At 73.9% G+C, this 16,206-nt stretch carries 14 protein-coding genes; 9 read left to right on the top strand and 5 right to left on the bottom strand.

All coding sequences use genetic code 11. From position 1 onward, the window contains the following. Window positions 1-24 precede the first annotated feature (24 nt). Entirely contained in the window at window positions 25-957 is a 933-nt protein-coding gene (locus tag ACH4F2_RS31295) for a Ppx/GppA family phosphatase (RefSeq protein WP_398136118.1), read from the bottom strand. A gap of 194 nt (window positions 958-1,151) precedes the next feature. On the opposite strand from ACH4F2_RS31295, the gene ACH4F2_RS31290 reads away from it, so the two are divergent. Then, window positions 1,152-1,928: a hypothetical protein gene (locus ACH4F2_RS31290; protein WP_398136136.1), complete on the top strand. Its 777-nt coding sequence runs from the start codon at window positions 1,152-1,154 to the stop codon at window positions 1,926-1,928. A 20-nt stretch (window positions 1,929-1,948) separates the two neighbouring features. Here the strand turns inward: ACH4F2_RS31290 and ACH4F2_RS31285 are convergent, their stop codons facing one another. After that, window positions 1,949-3,808, bottom strand: coding sequence for a hypothetical protein (locus tag ACH4F2_RS31285; protein ID WP_398136117.1), 1,860 nt, complete (start codon window positions 3,806-3,808; stop codon window positions 1,949-1,951). Between the two features lie 336 nt (window positions 3,809-4,144). Here ACH4F2_RS31285 and radA point away from each other — a divergent pair, with 336 nt between their 5' ends. Together radA and disA are read left to right on the top strand one after the other, a co-directional pair. Continuing rightward, window positions 4,145-5,554, top strand: coding sequence for a DNA repair protein RadA (gene radA, locus ACH4F2_RS31280; RefSeq protein ID WP_398136116.1), 1,410 nt, complete (start codon window positions 4,145-4,147; stop codon window positions 5,552-5,554). Window positions 5,555-5,634: 80 nt separating this feature from the next. Continuing rightward, window positions 5,635-6,759: a DNA integrity scanning diadenylate cyclase DisA gene (disA, locus tag ACH4F2_RS31275; RefSeq protein WP_398136115.1), complete on the top strand. Its 1,125-nt coding sequence runs from the start codon at window positions 5,635-5,637 to the stop codon at window positions 6,757-6,759. A gap of 134 nt (window positions 6,760-6,893) precedes the next feature. Here disA and ACH4F2_RS31270 read toward each other — a convergent pair whose 3' ends face one another. Then, window positions 6,894-7,748: a hypothetical protein gene (locus tag ACH4F2_RS31270; RefSeq protein WP_398136114.1), complete on the bottom strand. Its 855-nt coding sequence runs from the start codon at window positions 7,746-7,748 to the stop codon at window positions 6,894-6,896. Window positions 7,749-7,922: 174 nt separating this feature from the next. Between ACH4F2_RS31270 and ACH4F2_RS31265 the strand changes: the two genes are divergently transcribed. Next, window positions 7,923-8,576, top strand: coding sequence for a phosphatase PAP2 family protein (locus tag ACH4F2_RS31265; protein ID WP_398136113.1), 654 nt, complete (start codon window positions 7,923-7,925; stop codon window positions 8,574-8,576). Between the two features lie 6 nt (window positions 8,577-8,582). Here ACH4F2_RS31265 and ACH4F2_RS31260 read toward each other — a convergent pair whose 3' ends face one another. Both ACH4F2_RS31260 and ACH4F2_RS31255 read right to left on the bottom strand, forming a co-directional pair. Continuing rightward, window positions 8,583-9,254, bottom strand: coding sequence for a response regulator (locus ACH4F2_RS31260; protein ID WP_398136112.1), 672 nt, complete (start codon window positions 9,252-9,254; stop codon window positions 8,583-8,585). Beyond that, complete coding sequence (locus tag ACH4F2_RS31255; RefSeq protein ID WP_398136111.1) at window positions 9,251-10,849, bottom strand: sensor histidine kinase; 1,599 nt, start codon at window positions 10,847-10,849, stop codon at window positions 9,251-9,253. The genes ACH4F2_RS31260 and ACH4F2_RS31255 overlap by 4 nt, the downstream gene beginning before the upstream one ends. Before the next feature lie 326 nt (window positions 10,850-11,175). Here ACH4F2_RS31255 and ACH4F2_RS31250 point away from each other — a divergent pair, with 326 nt between their 5' ends. From ACH4F2_RS31250 to cseC, 5 genes are all read left to right on the top strand, one after another. Beyond that, window positions 11,176-12,258 (top strand): A/G-specific adenine glycosylase, encoded by a 1,083-nt coding sequence (locus ACH4F2_RS31250; protein WP_398136110.1) that lies wholly within the window; start codon window positions 11,176-11,178, stop codon window positions 12,256-12,258. A 371-nt stretch (window positions 12,259-12,629) separates the two neighbouring features. Further along, window positions 12,630-13,169, top strand: a complete 540-nt coding sequence (locus ACH4F2_RS31245; RefSeq protein ID WP_398136109.1) for a SigE family RNA polymerase sigma factor — start codon at window positions 12,630-12,632, stop codon at window positions 13,167-13,169. Continuing rightward, window positions 13,157-13,831, top strand: a complete 675-nt coding sequence (locus tag ACH4F2_RS31240) for a hypothetical protein (RefSeq protein ID WP_398136108.1) — start codon at window positions 13,157-13,159, stop codon at window positions 13,829-13,831. Before ACH4F2_RS31245 ends, ACH4F2_RS31240 begins: the two co-directional genes overlap by 13 nt. Before the next feature lie 179 nt (window positions 13,832-14,010). Beyond that, window positions 14,011-14,715 carry a two-component system response regulator CseB gene (gene cseB, locus ACH4F2_RS31235; RefSeq protein ID WP_398136107.1) on the top strand — a complete coding sequence of 235 codons (705 nt, stop codon included), beginning with the start codon at window positions 14,011-14,013 and terminating at the stop codon, window positions 14,713-14,715. A 16-nt stretch (window positions 14,716-14,731) separates the two neighbouring features. Further along, on the top strand, window positions 14,732-16,186 hold the full coding sequence (cseC, locus tag ACH4F2_RS31230) for a two-component system sensor histidine kinase CseC (protein ID WP_398136106.1): 1,455 nt from the start codon (window positions 14,732-14,734) through the stop codon (window positions 16,184-16,186). Window positions 16,187-16,206: the final 20 nt, after the last annotated feature.

Genomic DNA, 16,206 nt, shown 5'->3' with positions numbered 1-16,206 from the left:
GCCCCGCGCCCCTCGCTGGGCGGGTCATCCCTGGCCCATGTGGTCGAGGCGGCGGAGGATCACACCCTCCCTGAGCGCCCACGGGCAGATCTCCAGGCTCTCCACGTGGAGGAGGTCCATCGCGGCCTCGGCCACCAGCGCACCGGCCAGGAGCTGGCCCGCGCGGCCCTCCGAGACGCCGGGGAGTTCGGCGCGCTCGGCGCTGGTCATGGCGCCCAGGCGGGGCACCCAGGCCTCCAGGGAGGCCCGCTTCAGCTCGCGGTGGACGTAGAGGCCCTCGGCGGAGCGGGCGGCGCCGGCGATGCGGGCCAGCTGCCGGAAGGTCTTGGAGGTGGCGACCACGTGGTCGGGGGCGCCGAAGCGGCTGAAGTCGCCGACCGTGCGGGCGATCTCGGTACGGACGTGCCGGCGCAGCGCCCTGACGTCGTCCGCGTGGGGCGGGTCGCCGGGCAGCCGGGCGGCGGTCAGCCGGCCCGCGCCGAGCGGCAGCGACACGGCGGTGTCGGGTTCCTCGTCGATGCCGTAGGCGATCTCCAGTGAGCCGCCGCCGATGTCGAGGACCAGCAGCTTGCCCGCGGACCAGCCGAACCAGCGGCGGACGGCGAGGAAGGTGAGCCGGGCCTCCTCGGCACCGCTGAGGACGGTCAGCTCGACGCCGGTCTCGGCCCGTACGCGCGCGAGGACGTCGTCGGCGTTGCTCGCCTCGCGCACGGCGGAGGTGGCGAACGGCAGGAGGTCCTCGACGCCCTTGTCCTCGGCGGCCTGGAGCGCGTCCCGGACGACGGCGACCAGGCGGTCGACGCCGTCGGCGCCGATCGCGCCGTCCTCGTCGAGGAGCTGGGCGAGGCGCAGTTCCGCCTTGTGCGAGTGGGCGGGCAGCGGGCGCGCGCCCGGATGTGCGTCCACCACCAGCAGATGCACCGTGTTCGAACCCACGTCGAGGACACCGAGTCTCATGTACGGAACGCTACTGCCAGCGGGCCGGGCGGCGGTGCCGTCATCCGGCTCGGGCGACTTACCCTGGAGCCGTGCCAAAGACGAAAAAGGCGAAGGACGAAAAGTCGGCCAAGAAGAACAAGAAGGACAAGAAGGACGCACTGGGCGGGGTGTCGGACCCGGGTTCGCCCGCGGGTGCGCCGTCGGGTTCCTCGGTGAGTGCGCCGTCGGGTTCGCCTGCGGCCGACGAGAAGGGTCTCGACTTCGCGCGCGCGTGGGTGGAGTTTCCGGACCCGGCGGACGACGAGCAGGTCTTCCGCTGCGATCTGACCTGGCTGACCTCCCGCTGGAACTGCATCTTCGGCAGCGGCTGCCAGGGCATCCAGGCGGGCCGCGCGGACGACGGGTGCTGCTCGCTGGGCGCCCACTTCTCCGACGAGGACGACGAGAAGCGGGTCGCCGGGCATGTGGCGAGGCTCACGCCGGACGTCTGGCAGCACCATGCCGAGGGCACGCGGAACGGCTGGGTCTCCGAGGACGACGAGGGCTCCCGCCAGACCCGCCCCTTCCAGGGCTCGTGCATCTTCCAGAACCGGCCCGGGTTCGCCGGCGGTGCGGGCTGCTCGCTGCACATCCTGGCGCTGAAGGAGGGCCGGGAGCCGCTGGAGACCAAGCCCGACGTGTGCTGGCAGCTCCCGGTCCGGCGGACGTACGAGTGGATCGACCGGCCCGACGACACGCGGGTGCTGCAGGTGTCGATCGGTGAGTACGACCGGCGCGGCTGGGGTCCGGGCGGGCACGACCTGCACTGGTGGTGCACGTCGGCGACGTCGGCGCACGGCGCGGGCGACCCGGTGTACGTGTCCTACCGGCCGGAGCTGGTCGAGCTGATGGGCAAGGCGGGATACGACCGGCTGGTCGAGCTGTGCGAGGAGCGGCTGGCCTCGCAGCTGCCGTTGCTGGCCCCGCATCCGGCGGACCCCGCCCGCTGACGCCGGGTCTTCGAGGCCTTCTACGAGCGGGTCGGGCCAGGGGTGCCGCTGCCGCCCGGCAGCGGCGGCGAGCCGCCCGGGCCGCCGGTCGGGGACGGTCCGGAGGGCGTCGGGTCCGGGGCGGGCGACGTGGGCGACGGGTCGTCGGTGGGGGTCGGGTCGACGGGTGCCGAGGTGGACGGACCCGGGTCGGGGTCCGGCCCCGGGTCGGACGGCGACGGCGAGTCGTCGGGGGTGCTGGGACGCGGGCCCGGGCGCGACGGGCTGGGCGCGGTGCCGTAACCCTCGATGGAGACGACGGCGCCGGCGGGTGAGACGGCAACCCGTGCGCTCCAGTGACCGGACGGCTCACGCAGATGATCGACGTACACCCTGATGGTGAGGGTCTCGCCGGGACGCAGGGTGCCCGACGACTGGCTCAGGTAGAGCCAGGAGGCGCTGGTGGACGCGGCCCAGCGCACCGGTGCGTCGCCGGTCGCGGTGAGGGTGACCAGTGTGGTGTCGCCGTCGTGGCCGGCCGTCACCTCCAGGTGACCGGCGCCCTTCCCGCCGGCGCCGGAGACGCTGACGACCTCGACGGTGACGTCGGCTACGCCGTTCCCGCCGAAGCGGGTGCCGGGGGTGGTGCCCGTGTTGTCGGCGCTCGCGTAGCCGTGGCCGCCGCCCGCGGACTCGCCGTCCAGGCCGTCGGGGGCCTGCGCCTCACTGGCGGTGGCCGAGCGGCCGCCCTCGCCCTCGACGACGGCGGTGCCGCGGTAGGCCGCCCACAGGGCGAGCACCGGGGCGGCCACGACGGTGGCGACGACGGTCGCGGTGACGGCACGCGCCCGGAGGCGGTCCCGTCGGGCCGCCCGGTCCTTGGGGTCCATCGGGAAGCCGCGCCGGTCGAAGCGGGGGACCGCGCCCCGCGCGCGCGGGGGGTGCGCCATGGCGACGTGCAGTGCCGCGCGGGGTGCCTCCAGGACGGGCAGCTCGGCGGGCGTCACGCTCGTGCCGGGCCAGCGGCCGGGGATCGCGTGCTCGGCGGTACGGCGGCAGCGCGGGCAGTCGTCGACGTGCCGGACCAGCTCGCGACGCAGGGCCGCGCTCAGCACGTACTGGTCGTCGCCGGCCAGGCGGGCGACGCCCGGGCAGGTGCCGGTCTCGACGACGGCGAGGGCCGCGCGGGTGCGCTCGACCTCGCAGGCGGCGGAGGCGAGCAGTTCCCGGGCGGCGGCCAGGTCCATGCCGAGGACGGCGGCGACCTCGCGGGCGGCGAGGTGGTGGCGCACGGCGAGTTCGAGGGCCTCGCGCTGCTCCGGGGTGGTGCCGGCGGCCTCCGGCCAGGCGAGGAGGGCGAGTTCACGGCGGTGCCGCTGCTGCTCCTCGTCGTAGCCGTCGTATCCGTCTGCTTCGTGTCCGTCGAGTGCGGTGTGTGCGTCGAGTGCGGTGTGTGCGGCGTATCCGGCGGGTCCGGCGCGCCTGTTCCGCCCGCCGTACGCGGCGGACGAGGACGCGGGCCGCTGCGGTGCGGTGCGCTGCCGGGCGGCGCCGGGGCGGCCCGCCGCGTGGCTGCTCGGACGTTTCCGCTTGGCCTCGGCCAGCTTGCGCAGGCAGGACCAGCGGGCCAGCGCGTACAGCCAGGCCCTGCGGTCTGCGGCGGCCACGGGGCCACGGTGGCCGCGGCGCTCGGCGAGCGCGAGCACGTCACCCAGGGCGTCGGTCGCGGCGGCGTGGTCGCAGAGCACGGACATGCAGTACGTGAACAGGCCGTCCAGATAGGCGTCGTAGCGCGCGGGCGGCCGCTGCGCCAGCGTGCGCGCCGCGGTGCGGTCACGCGCTTCCCGGTGCGTCCGGTGTGCACCGGTCGTACGGGTCGTTGTCTCCGGACTGCTCCTCATCACTCGGCGACCGTAGGGGGCCATGGGTGGCGCGAACTGGCGCGTTGGGCGGTTTTAATCCGTACGGGTGAAACGATCCCTCATAAGGGGACAGGAAGCTGTGTTTCCGTGGCCTGGTCAGGGTGGCCGGTGGCCCGTTCGGGGGGTGTGTGCCGCCCGTCGGCTGTGCGCGGCCCGTCGTCCCGGCGGTCGGCGGTCCCGGTCGAGGGGCGGTCCCGGGCGGGGGCCGGCCGGCCCGGTGGGTCGGGTCGCGGCGGCGGCGGGGCGGCGGGCTGGTTTCGTGGGGCTTCGTTCGCGTGGCACGTGTTGTCAGTGGCGGCGGTTACGGTTTCGTGCATGGCTGCCCGTACGAAAACCACCAAGGACCGGCCGTCCTACCGCTGCACCGAGTGCGGCTGGCAGACGGCCAAGTGGCTCGGCCGCTGCCCCGAATGCCAGGCCTGGGGCACGGTCGAGGAGTACGGCGCGCCCGCGGTCCGTACGACGACGCCGGGGCGCGTCACCACCTCCGCGCTGCCCATCGGCCAGGTCGACGGCCGGCAGGCGACCGCCCGCTCCACCGGCGTGCCGGAGCTGGACCGGGTGCTCGGCGGCGGCCTGGTGCCCGGCGCCGTGGTCCTCGTCGCGGGTGAGCCCGGCGTCGGCAAGTCAACGCTGCTGCTCGACGTGGCGGCGAAGTCGGCGAGCGAGCAGCACAAGACCCTCTATGTCACGGGTGAGGAGTCGGCCAGCCAGGTCCGGCTGCGCGCCGACCGCATCAAGGCCATCGACGACCATCTGTACCTCGCCGCCGAGACCGACCTCGCGGCGGTCCTCGGCCACCTGGACGCGGTCAGGCCGTCCCTGCTGATCCTCGACTCCGTGCAGACGGTGGCCTCCCCCGAGATCGACGGCGCCCCCGGCGGCATGGCGCAGGTGCGGGAGGTGGCGGGCGCCCTGATCCGCGCCTCCAAGGACCGCGGCATGTCCACCCTCCTCGTGGGCCACGTCACCAAGGACGGCGCCATCGCCGGCCCCCGCCTCCTCGAGCACCTGGTCGACGTCGTCCTGCACTTCGAGGGCGACCGCCACGCGCGCCTCAGGCTGGTCCGGGGCGTCAAGAACCGCTACGGCACCACCGACGAGGTCGGCTGCTTCGAGCTGCACGACGAGGGCATCACCGGCCTCACCGACCCCAGCGGACTCTTCCTCACCCGCCGCGCGGAGCCCGTGCCCGGCACCTGCCTGACCGTCACCCTGGAGGGCCGCCGTCCACTGGTGGCCGAGGTCCAGGCGCTCACCGTCGACTCCCAGATCCCGTCCCCGCGACGCACGACCTCCGGTCTGGAGACGTCCCGCGTTTCCATGATGCTGGCCGTCCTGGAGCAGCGCGGCCGGATCAGCGCTCTGGGCAAAAGGGACATCTACTCCGCGACGGTGGGCGGCGTGAAGCTCTCCGAGCCGGCCGCCGACCTGGCCGTCGCGCTCGCCCTCGCCTCGGCCGCCAGTGACACCCCGCTCCCGAAGAACCTCGTCGCGATCGGCGAGGTCGGCCTCGCCGGAGAGGTGAGACGGGTCACGGGCGTGCAGCGACGGCTCTCCGAGGCGCACCGCCTGGGCTTCACGCACGCACTGGTACCGACCGACCCCGGCAGGGTCCCTGACGGGATGAAGGTCCTGGAAGTCGCGGACATAGGGGACGCCCTGCGCGTACTTCCGCGTTCGCGTCGGCGAGAGGCCCCACGGGAGGAGGAGGACCGCCGGTAGACTTTGCCCTGGTCTCGCCCGTCCGTACGACCGAGTGTGCGACAGGGGAGCACCTGAGAACCTGCGACCGGAGGAGTGCAGTGGCAGCCAACGACCGGGCAGCAGCTCCCGGAAGGTCCGGTGGGAGCGCCGGTGCCGATGGCCTGATGCGCGCCTCGCTGAGCGCGGTGGCGCCCGGCACGCTCATGCGGGACGGCCTGGAGCGGGTCCTGCGCGGCAACACCGGCGGTCTGATGGTGCTGGGCTGGGACAAGACCGTCGAGTCGATGTGCACGGGCGGTTTCGTGCTGGACGTCGAGTTCACCGCGACCCGGCTGCGCGAGCTGTGCAAGCTCGACGGCGGCATCGTGCTGTCCTCGGACCTGTCCAAGATCCTGCGGGCGGGCGTGCAGCTGCTTCCGGACCCGACGATCCCCACGGAGGAGACGGGCACCCGGCACCGTACGGCGGACCGGGTCAGCAAGCAGGTCGGCTACCCCGTCGTCTCCGTCTCCCAGTCCATGCGGCTCATCGCCCTCTACGTCGACGGCCAGCGCCGCGTCCTGGAGGACTCCGCGGCGATCCTCTCCCGCGCCAACCAGGCCCTGGCGACCCTGGAGCGGTACAAGCTCCGCCTCGACGAGGTCGCGGGCACGCTGTCCGCGCTGGAGATCGAGGACCTGGTCACCGTCCGGGACGTGTCGGCGGTCGCCCAGCGCCTGGAGATGGTGCGCCTCATCGCGACCGAGATCGCCGAGTACGTGGTGGAGCTGGGCACGGACGGACGGCTGCTGGCGCTCCAGCTGGACGAGTTGATCGCCGGCGTGGAACCCGAGCGCGAGCTGGTCGTGCGGGACTACGTGCCCGAGCCGACCGCCAAGCGGTCCCGCACGGTCGACGAGGCACTCGCCGAGCTGGACAAGCTCAGCCACGCCGAGCTGCTCGAACTGTCCACGGTGGCCCGCGCGTTGGGATACACGGGCTCCCCGGAGGCCCTGGACTCCGGGGTGTCGCCACGCGGCTTCCGGCTGCTGGCGAAGGTCCCGCGGCTGCCCGGCGCGATCATCGACCGGCTGGTGGAGCACTTCGGCGGCCTGCAGAAGCTGCTCGCCGCCAGCGTGGACGACCTTCAGACGGTGGACGGCGTCGGCGAGGCGCGGGCGCGCAGCGTGCGGGAGGGCCTGTCGCGGCTGGCGGAGTCGTCGATCCTGGAGCGGTACGTATGAGCCGTACACCCCGGTCGTACGCCTGAGCGGGGTTTCCCGGCCCGTAGGTGTGAGCGGTGTTTCCCGGCCCGTAGGTGTGAGCGGTGCGGCCGAGCGTCGGCGCGGGCAAAGGCCGCGCCGGCGTCGGGCTGTCGTCAGTCCCTCTTCAGCACGAACGACGTCTGCACCTTCTCGAACCCGGCCGCCTTCGCCTCCACCAGGTACGTCCCCGCCTGGGCCGACCCCGCCGGAGGCGTCCCGCACTCGGGGGCGCTCGGCTTGCGGTCCCACTTCGCGGTGTAGGTGATTCCGCTGCCGGCGGCCACCCGGTACTGCAGGCTGCCCGTTCCCTTGACGCAGTCGTCGGAGGACCAGTAGGCGTCGTCGCCGCTGGCCGGCGTGATCGTCAACACCGTGTGCTCCGGACCCAGATCGACCTTGCAGTCGCTGCCCGAGACGTTCCGCGCGGTCAGTTCGAAGGTGGGCGTCTGACCGGGGGTGTAGTTGTTGCGGACGCTGCGCAGGCTCAACTTTACGGCGCCCGACGTGCAGTTGGGCAGGCTCGACCCAGCCGGCAGGGCGTCACCCGCGCCGACGCCGGTCGCCGCGCCGCCCGCGGAACCGCCGCCGCCGGCACTGCCCGGCCCATCGGACCCCGCGCCGCCACCGGACCCACCGCCGCCGGAAGCGGAACCGGACCCGTCACCGGCTCCCTCACCGCTCCCTGACCCCGCGCCCGACCCGCCGGAGCCCCCGCTCCCCGACTCGTCGCGCCCGCCCGGCGCCTGACTGATCGCCGGCCCGGACCCCGAGGGCCCGGGAGTGATCGAAGGAGCCGGGTTCTTGCCGTCGGCGCCGTCCTCCCGGTCCTTGCCACCGTCTCCGCCGCCGGCTACCACGACCCACGTGATCAGCAGTGCCAACAGTGCGAACAGGGACAGCAGTACGGCCCTCCGTCGCCAGTAGATGGTGGAGGGAAGCGGCCCGACCGGATTGCGCAGAGATCCCACGGCGCAAACTGTACGAGAGATCGGCGCGTTCCCTTGTCCCACCCGCCGTTCAGACCCGCAACTTTTACGGATCATCATTCCGGAGACCGGCCCGAACCCCTGCCGATCGTCAGGTTCCGCACCTGCCGATCGCAGGGTGTGACCGTATCGCGCCGCCCCTTACCGTCCGTGAGTATGACCTTCGAGGACGACGAGCTCTACCGCGATATCACCGGCTTCGCCCAGGACGCCCCAACGTGGGCCCAGCACACGGCGGAAGTGTGGACGGAGGGGGGAATCCTGTTGTTCGGCGCGCTGTTCGTCATCGCCTGGTGGCGGTCGCGACGCGGCAGCCCTCACGCGTTCGCGATCGCGGGCCTTGCACCCCTGGCCACAGCTGTGGCGTATGTGTGCAGTGAGCTGCTCAAGTCCGGTTTCACACAGGAGCGTCCGTGCCGGGCGGTCGCCGGCGCGGTGCCGTCCCTGGCGGAATGCCCGCCGACCGGCGACTGGTCCTTCCCGAGCAACCACGCGACGATAGCGGGCGCCTCCGCCGTCGCCCTGGCCCTGATCCGGCGGGCGGTCATCTGGCTGACGGCCCCGCTCGCCCTGCTGATGGCCTTCTCGCGGGTCTTCGTCGGCGTCCACTACCCGCACGACGTCGCCGCCGGACTGCTCCTCGGCGCCGTCGTCGCCGCCGCGGCCGTACGCCTGGGGATACGTCCGGCGACGCGGCTGGCCGAGGCGATGCGTGCGTCGTCGGCGCCGGCGGTGCGGTGGCTGACCGGCCCGGGGCCCGCCGTCCCACCCGCCGCCGCGTACGCCGCCACCTCGCACCGGCGCCGCTGAGACGCGTCAGGCGTCCGTCTCGACCAGCCCCGCCTCGTACGCCACGATCGCCGCCTGCACCCGGTTGCGTACCTCCAGCCGCTCCAGGACCGCGCTCACGTACGCCTTCACCGTGCCCTCGACCAGGTGCAGCCGGGCGGCGATCTCCGGGTTGGACAGGCCCGCGCCGACGAGGCCGAGGACCTCGCGTTCCCGGGGGCTGAGCCGCGCCACACGCGCGCGGGCGTGTTCCTCGCGGGCGAGCCGGCCGCCGCCCCCGCCCCTGCCGAGGTCCTCGATGACGTACCGGGCGACCTTCGGGGACAGGAAGGCGGCGCCCTCGGACACGGCCCGCACACCCGCCATCAGTTCGTAGGGGTCCCCGGACTTGAGCAGGAAGCCGGTGGCGCCACCGGCCAGGGCGCGGGCCACGTAGGACTGCTCGGAGAAGGTGGTCAGCATGGCGACGGCCGTGCCGGGGACGGTCCGTACGATCTCCCGCGCGGCCGCGAGGCCGTCCAGGCGGGGCATGCGGATGTCCAGCAGGGCCACGTCGGGGCGGTGGGCGCGGGCCAGTTCGACCGCCTCGCGGCCGTCTCCCGCCTCGGCGACGACCTCGCTCTCGCCACCGCTCGCCAGGATGGCGCGCACCCCGGCCCGGACCATCGCCTCGTCGTCGGCCAGCAGTACCCGAATCACCGTACGGACCCCCCGTGTTGTTCCTGTTGCTCACGTTGCACGTCTTGCTCGTGTTGCTGGTCTTGCTGCTGTTGCTTCCGCTGCTGCTCGTGTTGCTCGTACTGCGCGCTTCCCTCGCCGGACAGGCCGGAGCGGGGGACGATGTCCTTGGCGACCAGGCGCCCCTCGTCGTCGAAGCACAGGCGGAAGTGATCGACGGAGACGAGGAGTTCGCCACTCGACCGGTAGTAGCGGCAGTCGGCGTCCGGTGGGGGCTCGGGGGCGCGTTCGACGGGCGGGTCGTGGACCGCGCGGTCCGGAAGCAGGGGGGCGACCTCGTCGTACGACGTGCCCGGGCGCAGTTCCGCGTAGACGGCGGGGCTGAGCACCGAGTGCGTCTCGGTGTACGCGTACCAGCCGAAGGCCGCGCCGATCAGCAGGACGCCCGCGCCGGCGGCGGCGCCCAGGCCGACGGCGACCCGGCGGCGGGCGCGGGCGAAGGGCGCCGAGGGGACGGAGCTCGCGGTGGGGGTGGGAGCGGGGGCGCGGGCGGGGGCCTGCTGTGCGGGGACGTACGCGCGGACGCGGAACCCCGCCCCGTGCGGGCCGGCCCGGAAGTCGCCGCCGACCGAGGCGACGGCGGCGCGCAGCCCGAGCAGGCCCGAACCGCCCGACGAGGGCGACGCCTCCTGGGCGGCCGGTCCGTTGGTGACGGTGACCGTCGTACCGCGGGCCTGCCCGGTGACCGCCACGACGACGGGCGCGCCTGGCGCGTGCCGGGCCGCGTTGGTCAGCGCCTCGCGCACCACCCGGTGCAGCAGGCGTTCGGCGATGCCGCCGGCCTCCAGGGCCGGGGCGGCGGTGTCCCGCGGGGCCCAGCGGACGGGAAGCCCCGACTCGGCGGCCCGCGCGACGAGTTCCTCGACGCTCTCGCCCGCCGGGGTCAGCGGGGCGGGCTCGTCGTTGACGGACACGTCCCGCAGGACGCCGATGATGCGGTGCAGGTGGTCGGTGGCGTCGGCGGCGGCGCCGCGCAGGTCGGCCGCGGCGGCGCGGTGGTCGGCGGCGAGGCCCGGTGCGACCTGGAGGGCGGCGGCGCGCAGGGCGAGCAGGCTCAGTTCATGACCGAGGGAGTCGTGCATGTCCTGGGCGATCCTGGCCCGTTCGCGCATCCTGGCCCGTTCCTCGGCGTGCCGCTGCTCGTCCTCCAGCCGGGCCGCCCTGAGCCAGCCGGCCTCGGCGAGCGCGCGGCTCTGCCGCCAGTAGCGTCCGCCGAGCCAGGGGAAGACGCAGCCGAAGAGCAGCGTGCCCGTCAGCACCAGCCACTCGGGCGCCGGATCGACTCCGACCAGCGCGATCCGCACCGTCCCGACGACGCCGGCGACGACGAAGCCCGCCACCGCTGGGCGCGCCCGCTCCGCGCGCAGGCCGAGCAGCAGGGCGAAGACGCCGAGGGCGGGGCCGTAGGAGACGCTGAACAGAGCGGGGGCGGCGGCCAGGCCGAGGCCCGCCGTCAGCGCGAACGCGGCGAACGGCCACCGCCGGGAGAGGGCGACGGCCGCGGCGAGCACACCCAGGCCGGCCAGCTGCTGCCAGAGGGGACGCGGCTCGTTCATCCCGAGCCGGTCCGCGGTGACGGCGGGGAGGGCGAGAGCGCCCCAGAGGAGGGCGCCTCTGCCGAGGAAGGCGGGGCGAGCAGAGCAGGCGGTGCGGGCAGAGCGGGCGGGGGCGTGGCCAGTACCCGTACCGCCATCGGCACCCGTACCGTCGCCAGGCCCGGCACCACCGGTCCCGGCGCCGTCGGCCGGACGGATAGCTTCCATGGGGCCGACGCTACAAGCGGCGGGCAGGGCCGCGCCCCTGCCGATCGTCAGGTGTCCTCGCCGCCACCGGGTGGCGGTGCGCCCGTGCGGTGGTCCTCCCGTGGCAGGATCGGAGGGTCATGACTGCGCCCACGAAGCCCTCGAACAACGGCCCCTCCGACCCCGCCGCGGGTCCGGCCCCGGCCGCCGTCTCCGGCACCCCGGCCCCGGCCCCGGCCCCGGCCCCGGCCCCAGCCGCCGTCTCCGCGACCGGCGTCAGTGCCGGCGCCAGTGCCGGTGCCGGTGTCCGGGCGTCCGCCGCGGGCGGCGAGCGGGCCGCGTCCGGTGTGCTGCTGCACGCCCCCGTCATCGACTGGTTCGACGAGCACGCCCGCGACCTGCCGTGGCGGCGCCCGGAGGCCGGCGCGTGGGGTGTGATGGTCAGTGAGTTCATGCTCCAGCAGACTCCGGTGAGCCGTGTGCTGCCCGTCTACGAGCAGTGGCTTGCCCGCTGGCCGCGCCCCGCCGACCTCGCCGCGGAGGCGCCCGGCGAGGCCGTCCGCGCCTGGGGCCGGCTCGGCTACCCGCGCCGCGCCCTGCGCCTGCACGGCGCCGCCGCGGCCATAACGGAACGGCACGGCGGCGACGTACCGGCGGACCACGCCCAGCTGCTGGCGCTGCCCGGCATCGGCGAGTACACGGCCGCCGCGGTCGCCTCCTTCGCCTACGGCCAGCGGCACGCCGTACTGGACACCAACGTCCGCCGGGTGTTCGCCCGGGCGGTCGCCGGTGCGCAGTACCCGCCGAACGCCACCACCGCCGCCGAGCGGAAGCTGGCGCGTGCGCTGTTGCCGGACGACGAGGCGATCGCGGCCCGCTGGGCCGCCGCCTCCATGGAACTGGGCGCACTCGTCTGCACGGCGAAGAACGAGTCGTGCCACCGCTGCCCGATCGCGGACCGGTGCGCCTGGCGGCTGGCCGGCAAGCCCGCGCACGACGGGCCGCCGCGGCGCGGCCAGACGTACGCGGGCACCGACCGGCAGGTGCGCGGCCGGCTGCTCGCGGTGCTGCGGGAGGCGCACGGGCCGGTGCCGCAGGCGGCCCTCGACCAGGTGTGGCACGAACCGGTCCAGCGCGCCCGCGCCCTGGACGGCCTCGTCGCGGACGGCCTGGTGGAACCACTGGCGGACAGGACGTACCGGCTGCCACTGAGCCGAAGCTGACGTACATCAGCGGCGCAGGGGTTCCGTACAGAGGCGACGTACAGCCGCGGCGCAGAGGTGTCGTACAGAGGCGACGTACAGCCGCGGCGCAGAGGTGGGTCAGCGCCGCGGTGGCTTCCGTGACAGCGGCGCCGCCGGACTAATCACCCTTTACCGCCCTCTGGTAGCCCACCGCTTCACCTCGTCCCTGCTTCCGTTACACAACCGACGGGCAGCCGAGGGTTTGCCGCAGGCTGCTTCGCACAGCGCCGTGACAACGCTTCCCTACCTTCGTTTCCGTGCCCCTCGGGCACAGGACGACTACGGACCACAGGCAGTGGGCCGGCGGGTGACCAGGCCGCCGGAAAACGGGGATCGGAAGGCGGTTGACCATGGCGCAGGGCGAGGTGCTCGGGTTCGAGGAGTACGTCCGCACCCGGCAGGACGCGCTGCTGCGCAGCGCCCGTCGTCTGGTCCCGGACCCCGTCGATGCCCAGGACCTGCTGCAGACCGCGCTGGCGCGGACGTACCGCCGCTGGGAGACCATAGAGGACAAGCGGCTGGCGGACGCCTACCTGCGCCGGGTGATGATCAACACGCGGACCGAGTGGTGGCGGGCGCGGAAGCTGGAGGAGGTGCCGACCGAGCAGCTCCCGGAGGCCTGCGTGGACGACTCCACCGAACAGCACGCGGACCGTGCCCTGCTGATGGACGTCATGAAGGTGCTCGCCCCGAAGCAGCGCAGTGTCGTGGTGCTGCGACACTGGGAGCAGATGTCAACGGAGGAGACGGCCGCCGCCCTCGGCATGTCGGCCGGGACCGTCAAGAGCACGCTGCACAGGGCGCTCGCCCGGCTCCGCGAGGAGCTGGTCGCCCGCGACCTGGACGCACGGGCGCTGGAGCATGAGGAGCGGGAGCGTTGCGCGGCCTGACCATCGGCCGGAGCCCCGGCCAGGCCCGGAGGAACGTCCAGGCGGCGAGTACGGCGGTGGCCGTGTTCGTCGCCCTCGGCGTTTCCCTGTCCGGCTGCGGGACCGGCGGCACCGGCACCCGTGACGAGGGCCCGGCCCACGCGGACGCGGTGGGCGGCGCCGCCGCCACCTCCTCGCCCGCGGCCTCCCCCTCCACGGTCCCCGACCGCGTGGACGCGGTACGCCTCGTCCAGGACGACCCCAAGGTCTCCGCCGAGGTCAAGCGCGAACTGAAGCCGTGCGTCGGCGATCAGTACCCCATCGACGTGTCGTACGGGGAGCTGACCGGAGGCCCGGCGGAGGACGTCGTGGTCAACGTGCTGACGTGCGGTGACGCTGTGGGTGTGGGCAGTTACGTGTACCGCGAGGAGGGCGACGCGTACCAGAATGTGTTCCTGGCCGAGGAGCCTCCGCTCTACGCGGAGATCGACCGCGGCGACCTGGTGGTGACCAAGCAGGTCTACGAGAAGGGCGACTCGGTGTCCGGTCCGTCCAGCGACATCGTGACCACGTACCGCTGGGCGTCGGGCCGGTTCACCGAGGAGTACCGCACACACAACGACTACAGCAACGCCGTGGGGACCGCACCGACCGAGGTGCCGGAGCCGGAGCCGGACAGCTGACGCACACGGCGCGTGAACCGATCGGGCCGCTCGAACCGATGGCCAAGTGAACGCGGTGCGCGATCCCGGCGTCTGCCCGAGTGACCGCACCTGACGCACGTGACCGCACCCGCATCCGGCGACCGCTTCCGGCGGCCCGACACGACCCGACCATCACAACGAGGACTGAGAGCACCGGGATGGCAGACCAGACCCACGTCCTGTTCGTCGAGGACGACGACGTCATCCGCGAGGCCACCCAGCTCGCCCTCGAGCGGGACGGCTTCGCGGTCACCGCGATGCCCGACGGGCTGTCCGGCCTGGAGGCGTTCCGGGCCGACCGTCCCGACATCGCGCTCCTCGACGTCATGGTCCCCGGCCTCGACGGGGTCAGCCTGTGCCGCCGGATCCGGGACGAGTCCACCGTGCCGGTGATCATGCTGTCGGCGCGGGCGGACTCCATCGACGTGGTGCTCGGCCTGGAGGCGGGCGCGGACGACTACGTCACCAAGCCGTTCGACGGAGCCGTACTGGTGGCCCGGATCCGCGCGGTGCTGCGCCGCTTCGGTCACGCCGGCGGTGGCGACCGGGCGGAGGCGCAGGGCGGCGCGGACACCGGGGGCGTGCTGACCTTCGGCGAGCTGGTGGTCGACACCGACGGCATGGAGGTGCGCCGGGCCGGACGGCCGGTGGCGCTCACCCCCACGGAGATGCGGCTGCTCCTGGAGTTCTCCTCCGCGCCGGGCACGGTGCTCTCCCGCGACAAGCTCCTGGAGCGTGTGTGGGACTACGGCTGGGGCGGTGACACACGCGTCGTCGACGTCCATGTGCAGCGGCTGCGCACCAAGATCGGCCAGGACCGGATCGAGACGGTCCGCGGCTTCGGCTACAAGTTGAAGGCCTGAGCGGGGACACAGGGATATGCGGGGGTTCTTCCGACGCCACACCGCCTCGCCGCCGGGGCACCCGGGCATCCGCACGGGGCTGCGAACCCGCACGGGGATGAGAACACGCACGGGGCTGAGAACGCGCGCCGGGCTGAGCATCCGTACCGGGCTGCGCTGGAAGCTCAGCGCGGCCATCGCTCTGGTCGGCGCGCTGGTGGCGGTCGCGCTGAGCCTGGTCGTGCACAACGCGGCCCGGGTGTCGATGCTGGACAACGCCCGCGACCTCGCCGACGAACGCATCCAGGTCGCCCAGCGCAACTACGAGCTGTCCGGGCGGCAGAACTTCCCCAACGCCCGGATCGACGACCCGGCCCTGCCGCCGGAGCTGCGCCGCAAGGTCGAGAACGGGCGGCGCGCGACGTACGTCTCCGACCGGCCGAGCGGTGTCACGGACATCTGGGCAGCGGTGCCGCTCAAGGACGGGCACGTGATGTCCCTGCACACCGGGTTCACCGACCGCAGCGCGGACATCCTCCAGGACCTCGACCAGGCCCTGGTCATCGGCTCCATCGCGGTCGTCCTCGGCGGCAGCGCGCTCGGCGTGCTCATCGGCGGTCAGCTGTCACGCCGGCTGCGCAAGGCCGCCGCCGCCGCGCACCAGGTCGCCAACGGCGAGCCGGACATCCGCGTCCGGGACGCCATCGGCGGAGTCGTCCGGGACGAGACAGACGACCTCGCGAGTGCCGTGGACGCGATGGCGGACGCGTTGCAGCAGCGACTGGAGGCCGAACGCCGGGTCACCGCGGACATCGCGCACGAACTGCGCACTCCGGTCACCGGACTGCTGACGGCCGCCGAGCTGCTCCCGCCGGGCCGGCCGACCGAGCTGGTGCTGGACCGGGCGCAGGCGATGCGCACGCTCGTCGAGGACGTCCTGGAGGTGGCCCGGCTCGACGGCGCCTCGGAGCGGGCCGAGCTGCAGGACATCATGCTGGGCGACTTCGTGACCCGGCGGGTGGCGGCCAAGGACCCGGACGTCACCGTCCACGTGGTGCACGAGTCGGAGGTCACCACCGACCCCCGCCGCCTGGAGCGCGTCCTGTTCAACCTGCTCGCCAACGCCGCCCGGCACGGCCGGCCCCCCGTCGAGGTCAGCGTCGAGGGCCGGGTGATCCGGGTCCGCGACCACGGGCCGGGCTTCCCCGAGAACCTCCTCGCCGAGGGACCGAGCCGCTTCCGCACCGGCAGCACGGACCGGGCGGGCCGCGGACACGGGCTCGGCCTGACCATCGCGGCCGGCCAGGCCCGGGTACTGGGCGCCCGGCTCACCTTCCGCAACGTACGGCCCGCCGGTGCGCCCGAGCACGTACCGGCCGAGGGCGCGGTCGCCGTCCTGTGGCTGCCGGAGCACGCGCCGACGAACACCGGGAGCTACCCGATGCTGCCGGACCGGTCGTCCCAGGGCGTGCCGTCCCGGGGCGTGTCCTGACAGGCGACGTCCTCGTCCGT

This window comes from Streptomyces sp. NPDC017890 (assembly GCF_044328675.1).
Classification (GTDB): domain Bacteria; phylum Actinomycetota; class Actinomycetes; order Streptomycetales; family Streptomycetaceae; genus Streptomyces.
Note: the sequence above shows the minus strand (reverse complement) of the source record. Positions and strands in the feature narration are given on the sequence as shown.

Bases quoted from the DNA above. Each gene is read 5' to 3' on its own strand.
- ACH4F2_RS31295 (WP_398136118.1), bottom strand. From the start codon at position 957: ATGAGACTCGGTGTCCTCGACGTGGGTTCGAACACGGTGCATCTGCTG.
- ACH4F2_RS31285 (WP_398136117.1), bottom strand. From the start codon at position 3,808: ATGAGGAGCAGTCCGGAGACAACGACCCGTACGACCGGTGCACACCGG.
- radA (WP_398136116.1), top strand. From the start codon at position 4,145: ATGGCTGCCCGTACGAAAACCACCAAGGACCGGCCGTCCTACCGCTGC.
- ACH4F2_RS31265 (WP_398136113.1), top strand. From the start codon at position 7,923: ATGACCTTCGAGGACGACGAGCTCTACCGCGATATCACCGGCTTCGCC.
- ACH4F2_RS31255 (WP_398136111.1), bottom strand. From the start codon at position 10,849: ATGAACGAGCCGCGTCCCCTCTGGCAGCAGCTGGCCGGCCTGGGTGTG.
- ACH4F2_RS31250 (WP_398136110.1), top strand. From the start codon at position 11,176: ATGACTGCGCCCACGAAGCCCTCGAACAACGGCCCCTCCGACCCCGCC.
- ACH4F2_RS31245 (WP_398136109.1), top strand. From the start codon at position 12,630: ATGGCGCAGGGCGAGGTGCTCGGGTTCGAGGAGTACGTCCGCACCCGG.
- cseB (WP_398136107.1), top strand. From the start codon at position 14,011: ATGGCAGACCAGACCCACGTCCTGTTCGTCGAGGACGACGACGTCATC.
- cseC (WP_398136106.1), top strand. From the start codon at position 14,732: ATGCGGGGGTTCTTCCGACGCCACACCGCCTCGCCGCCGGGGCACCCG.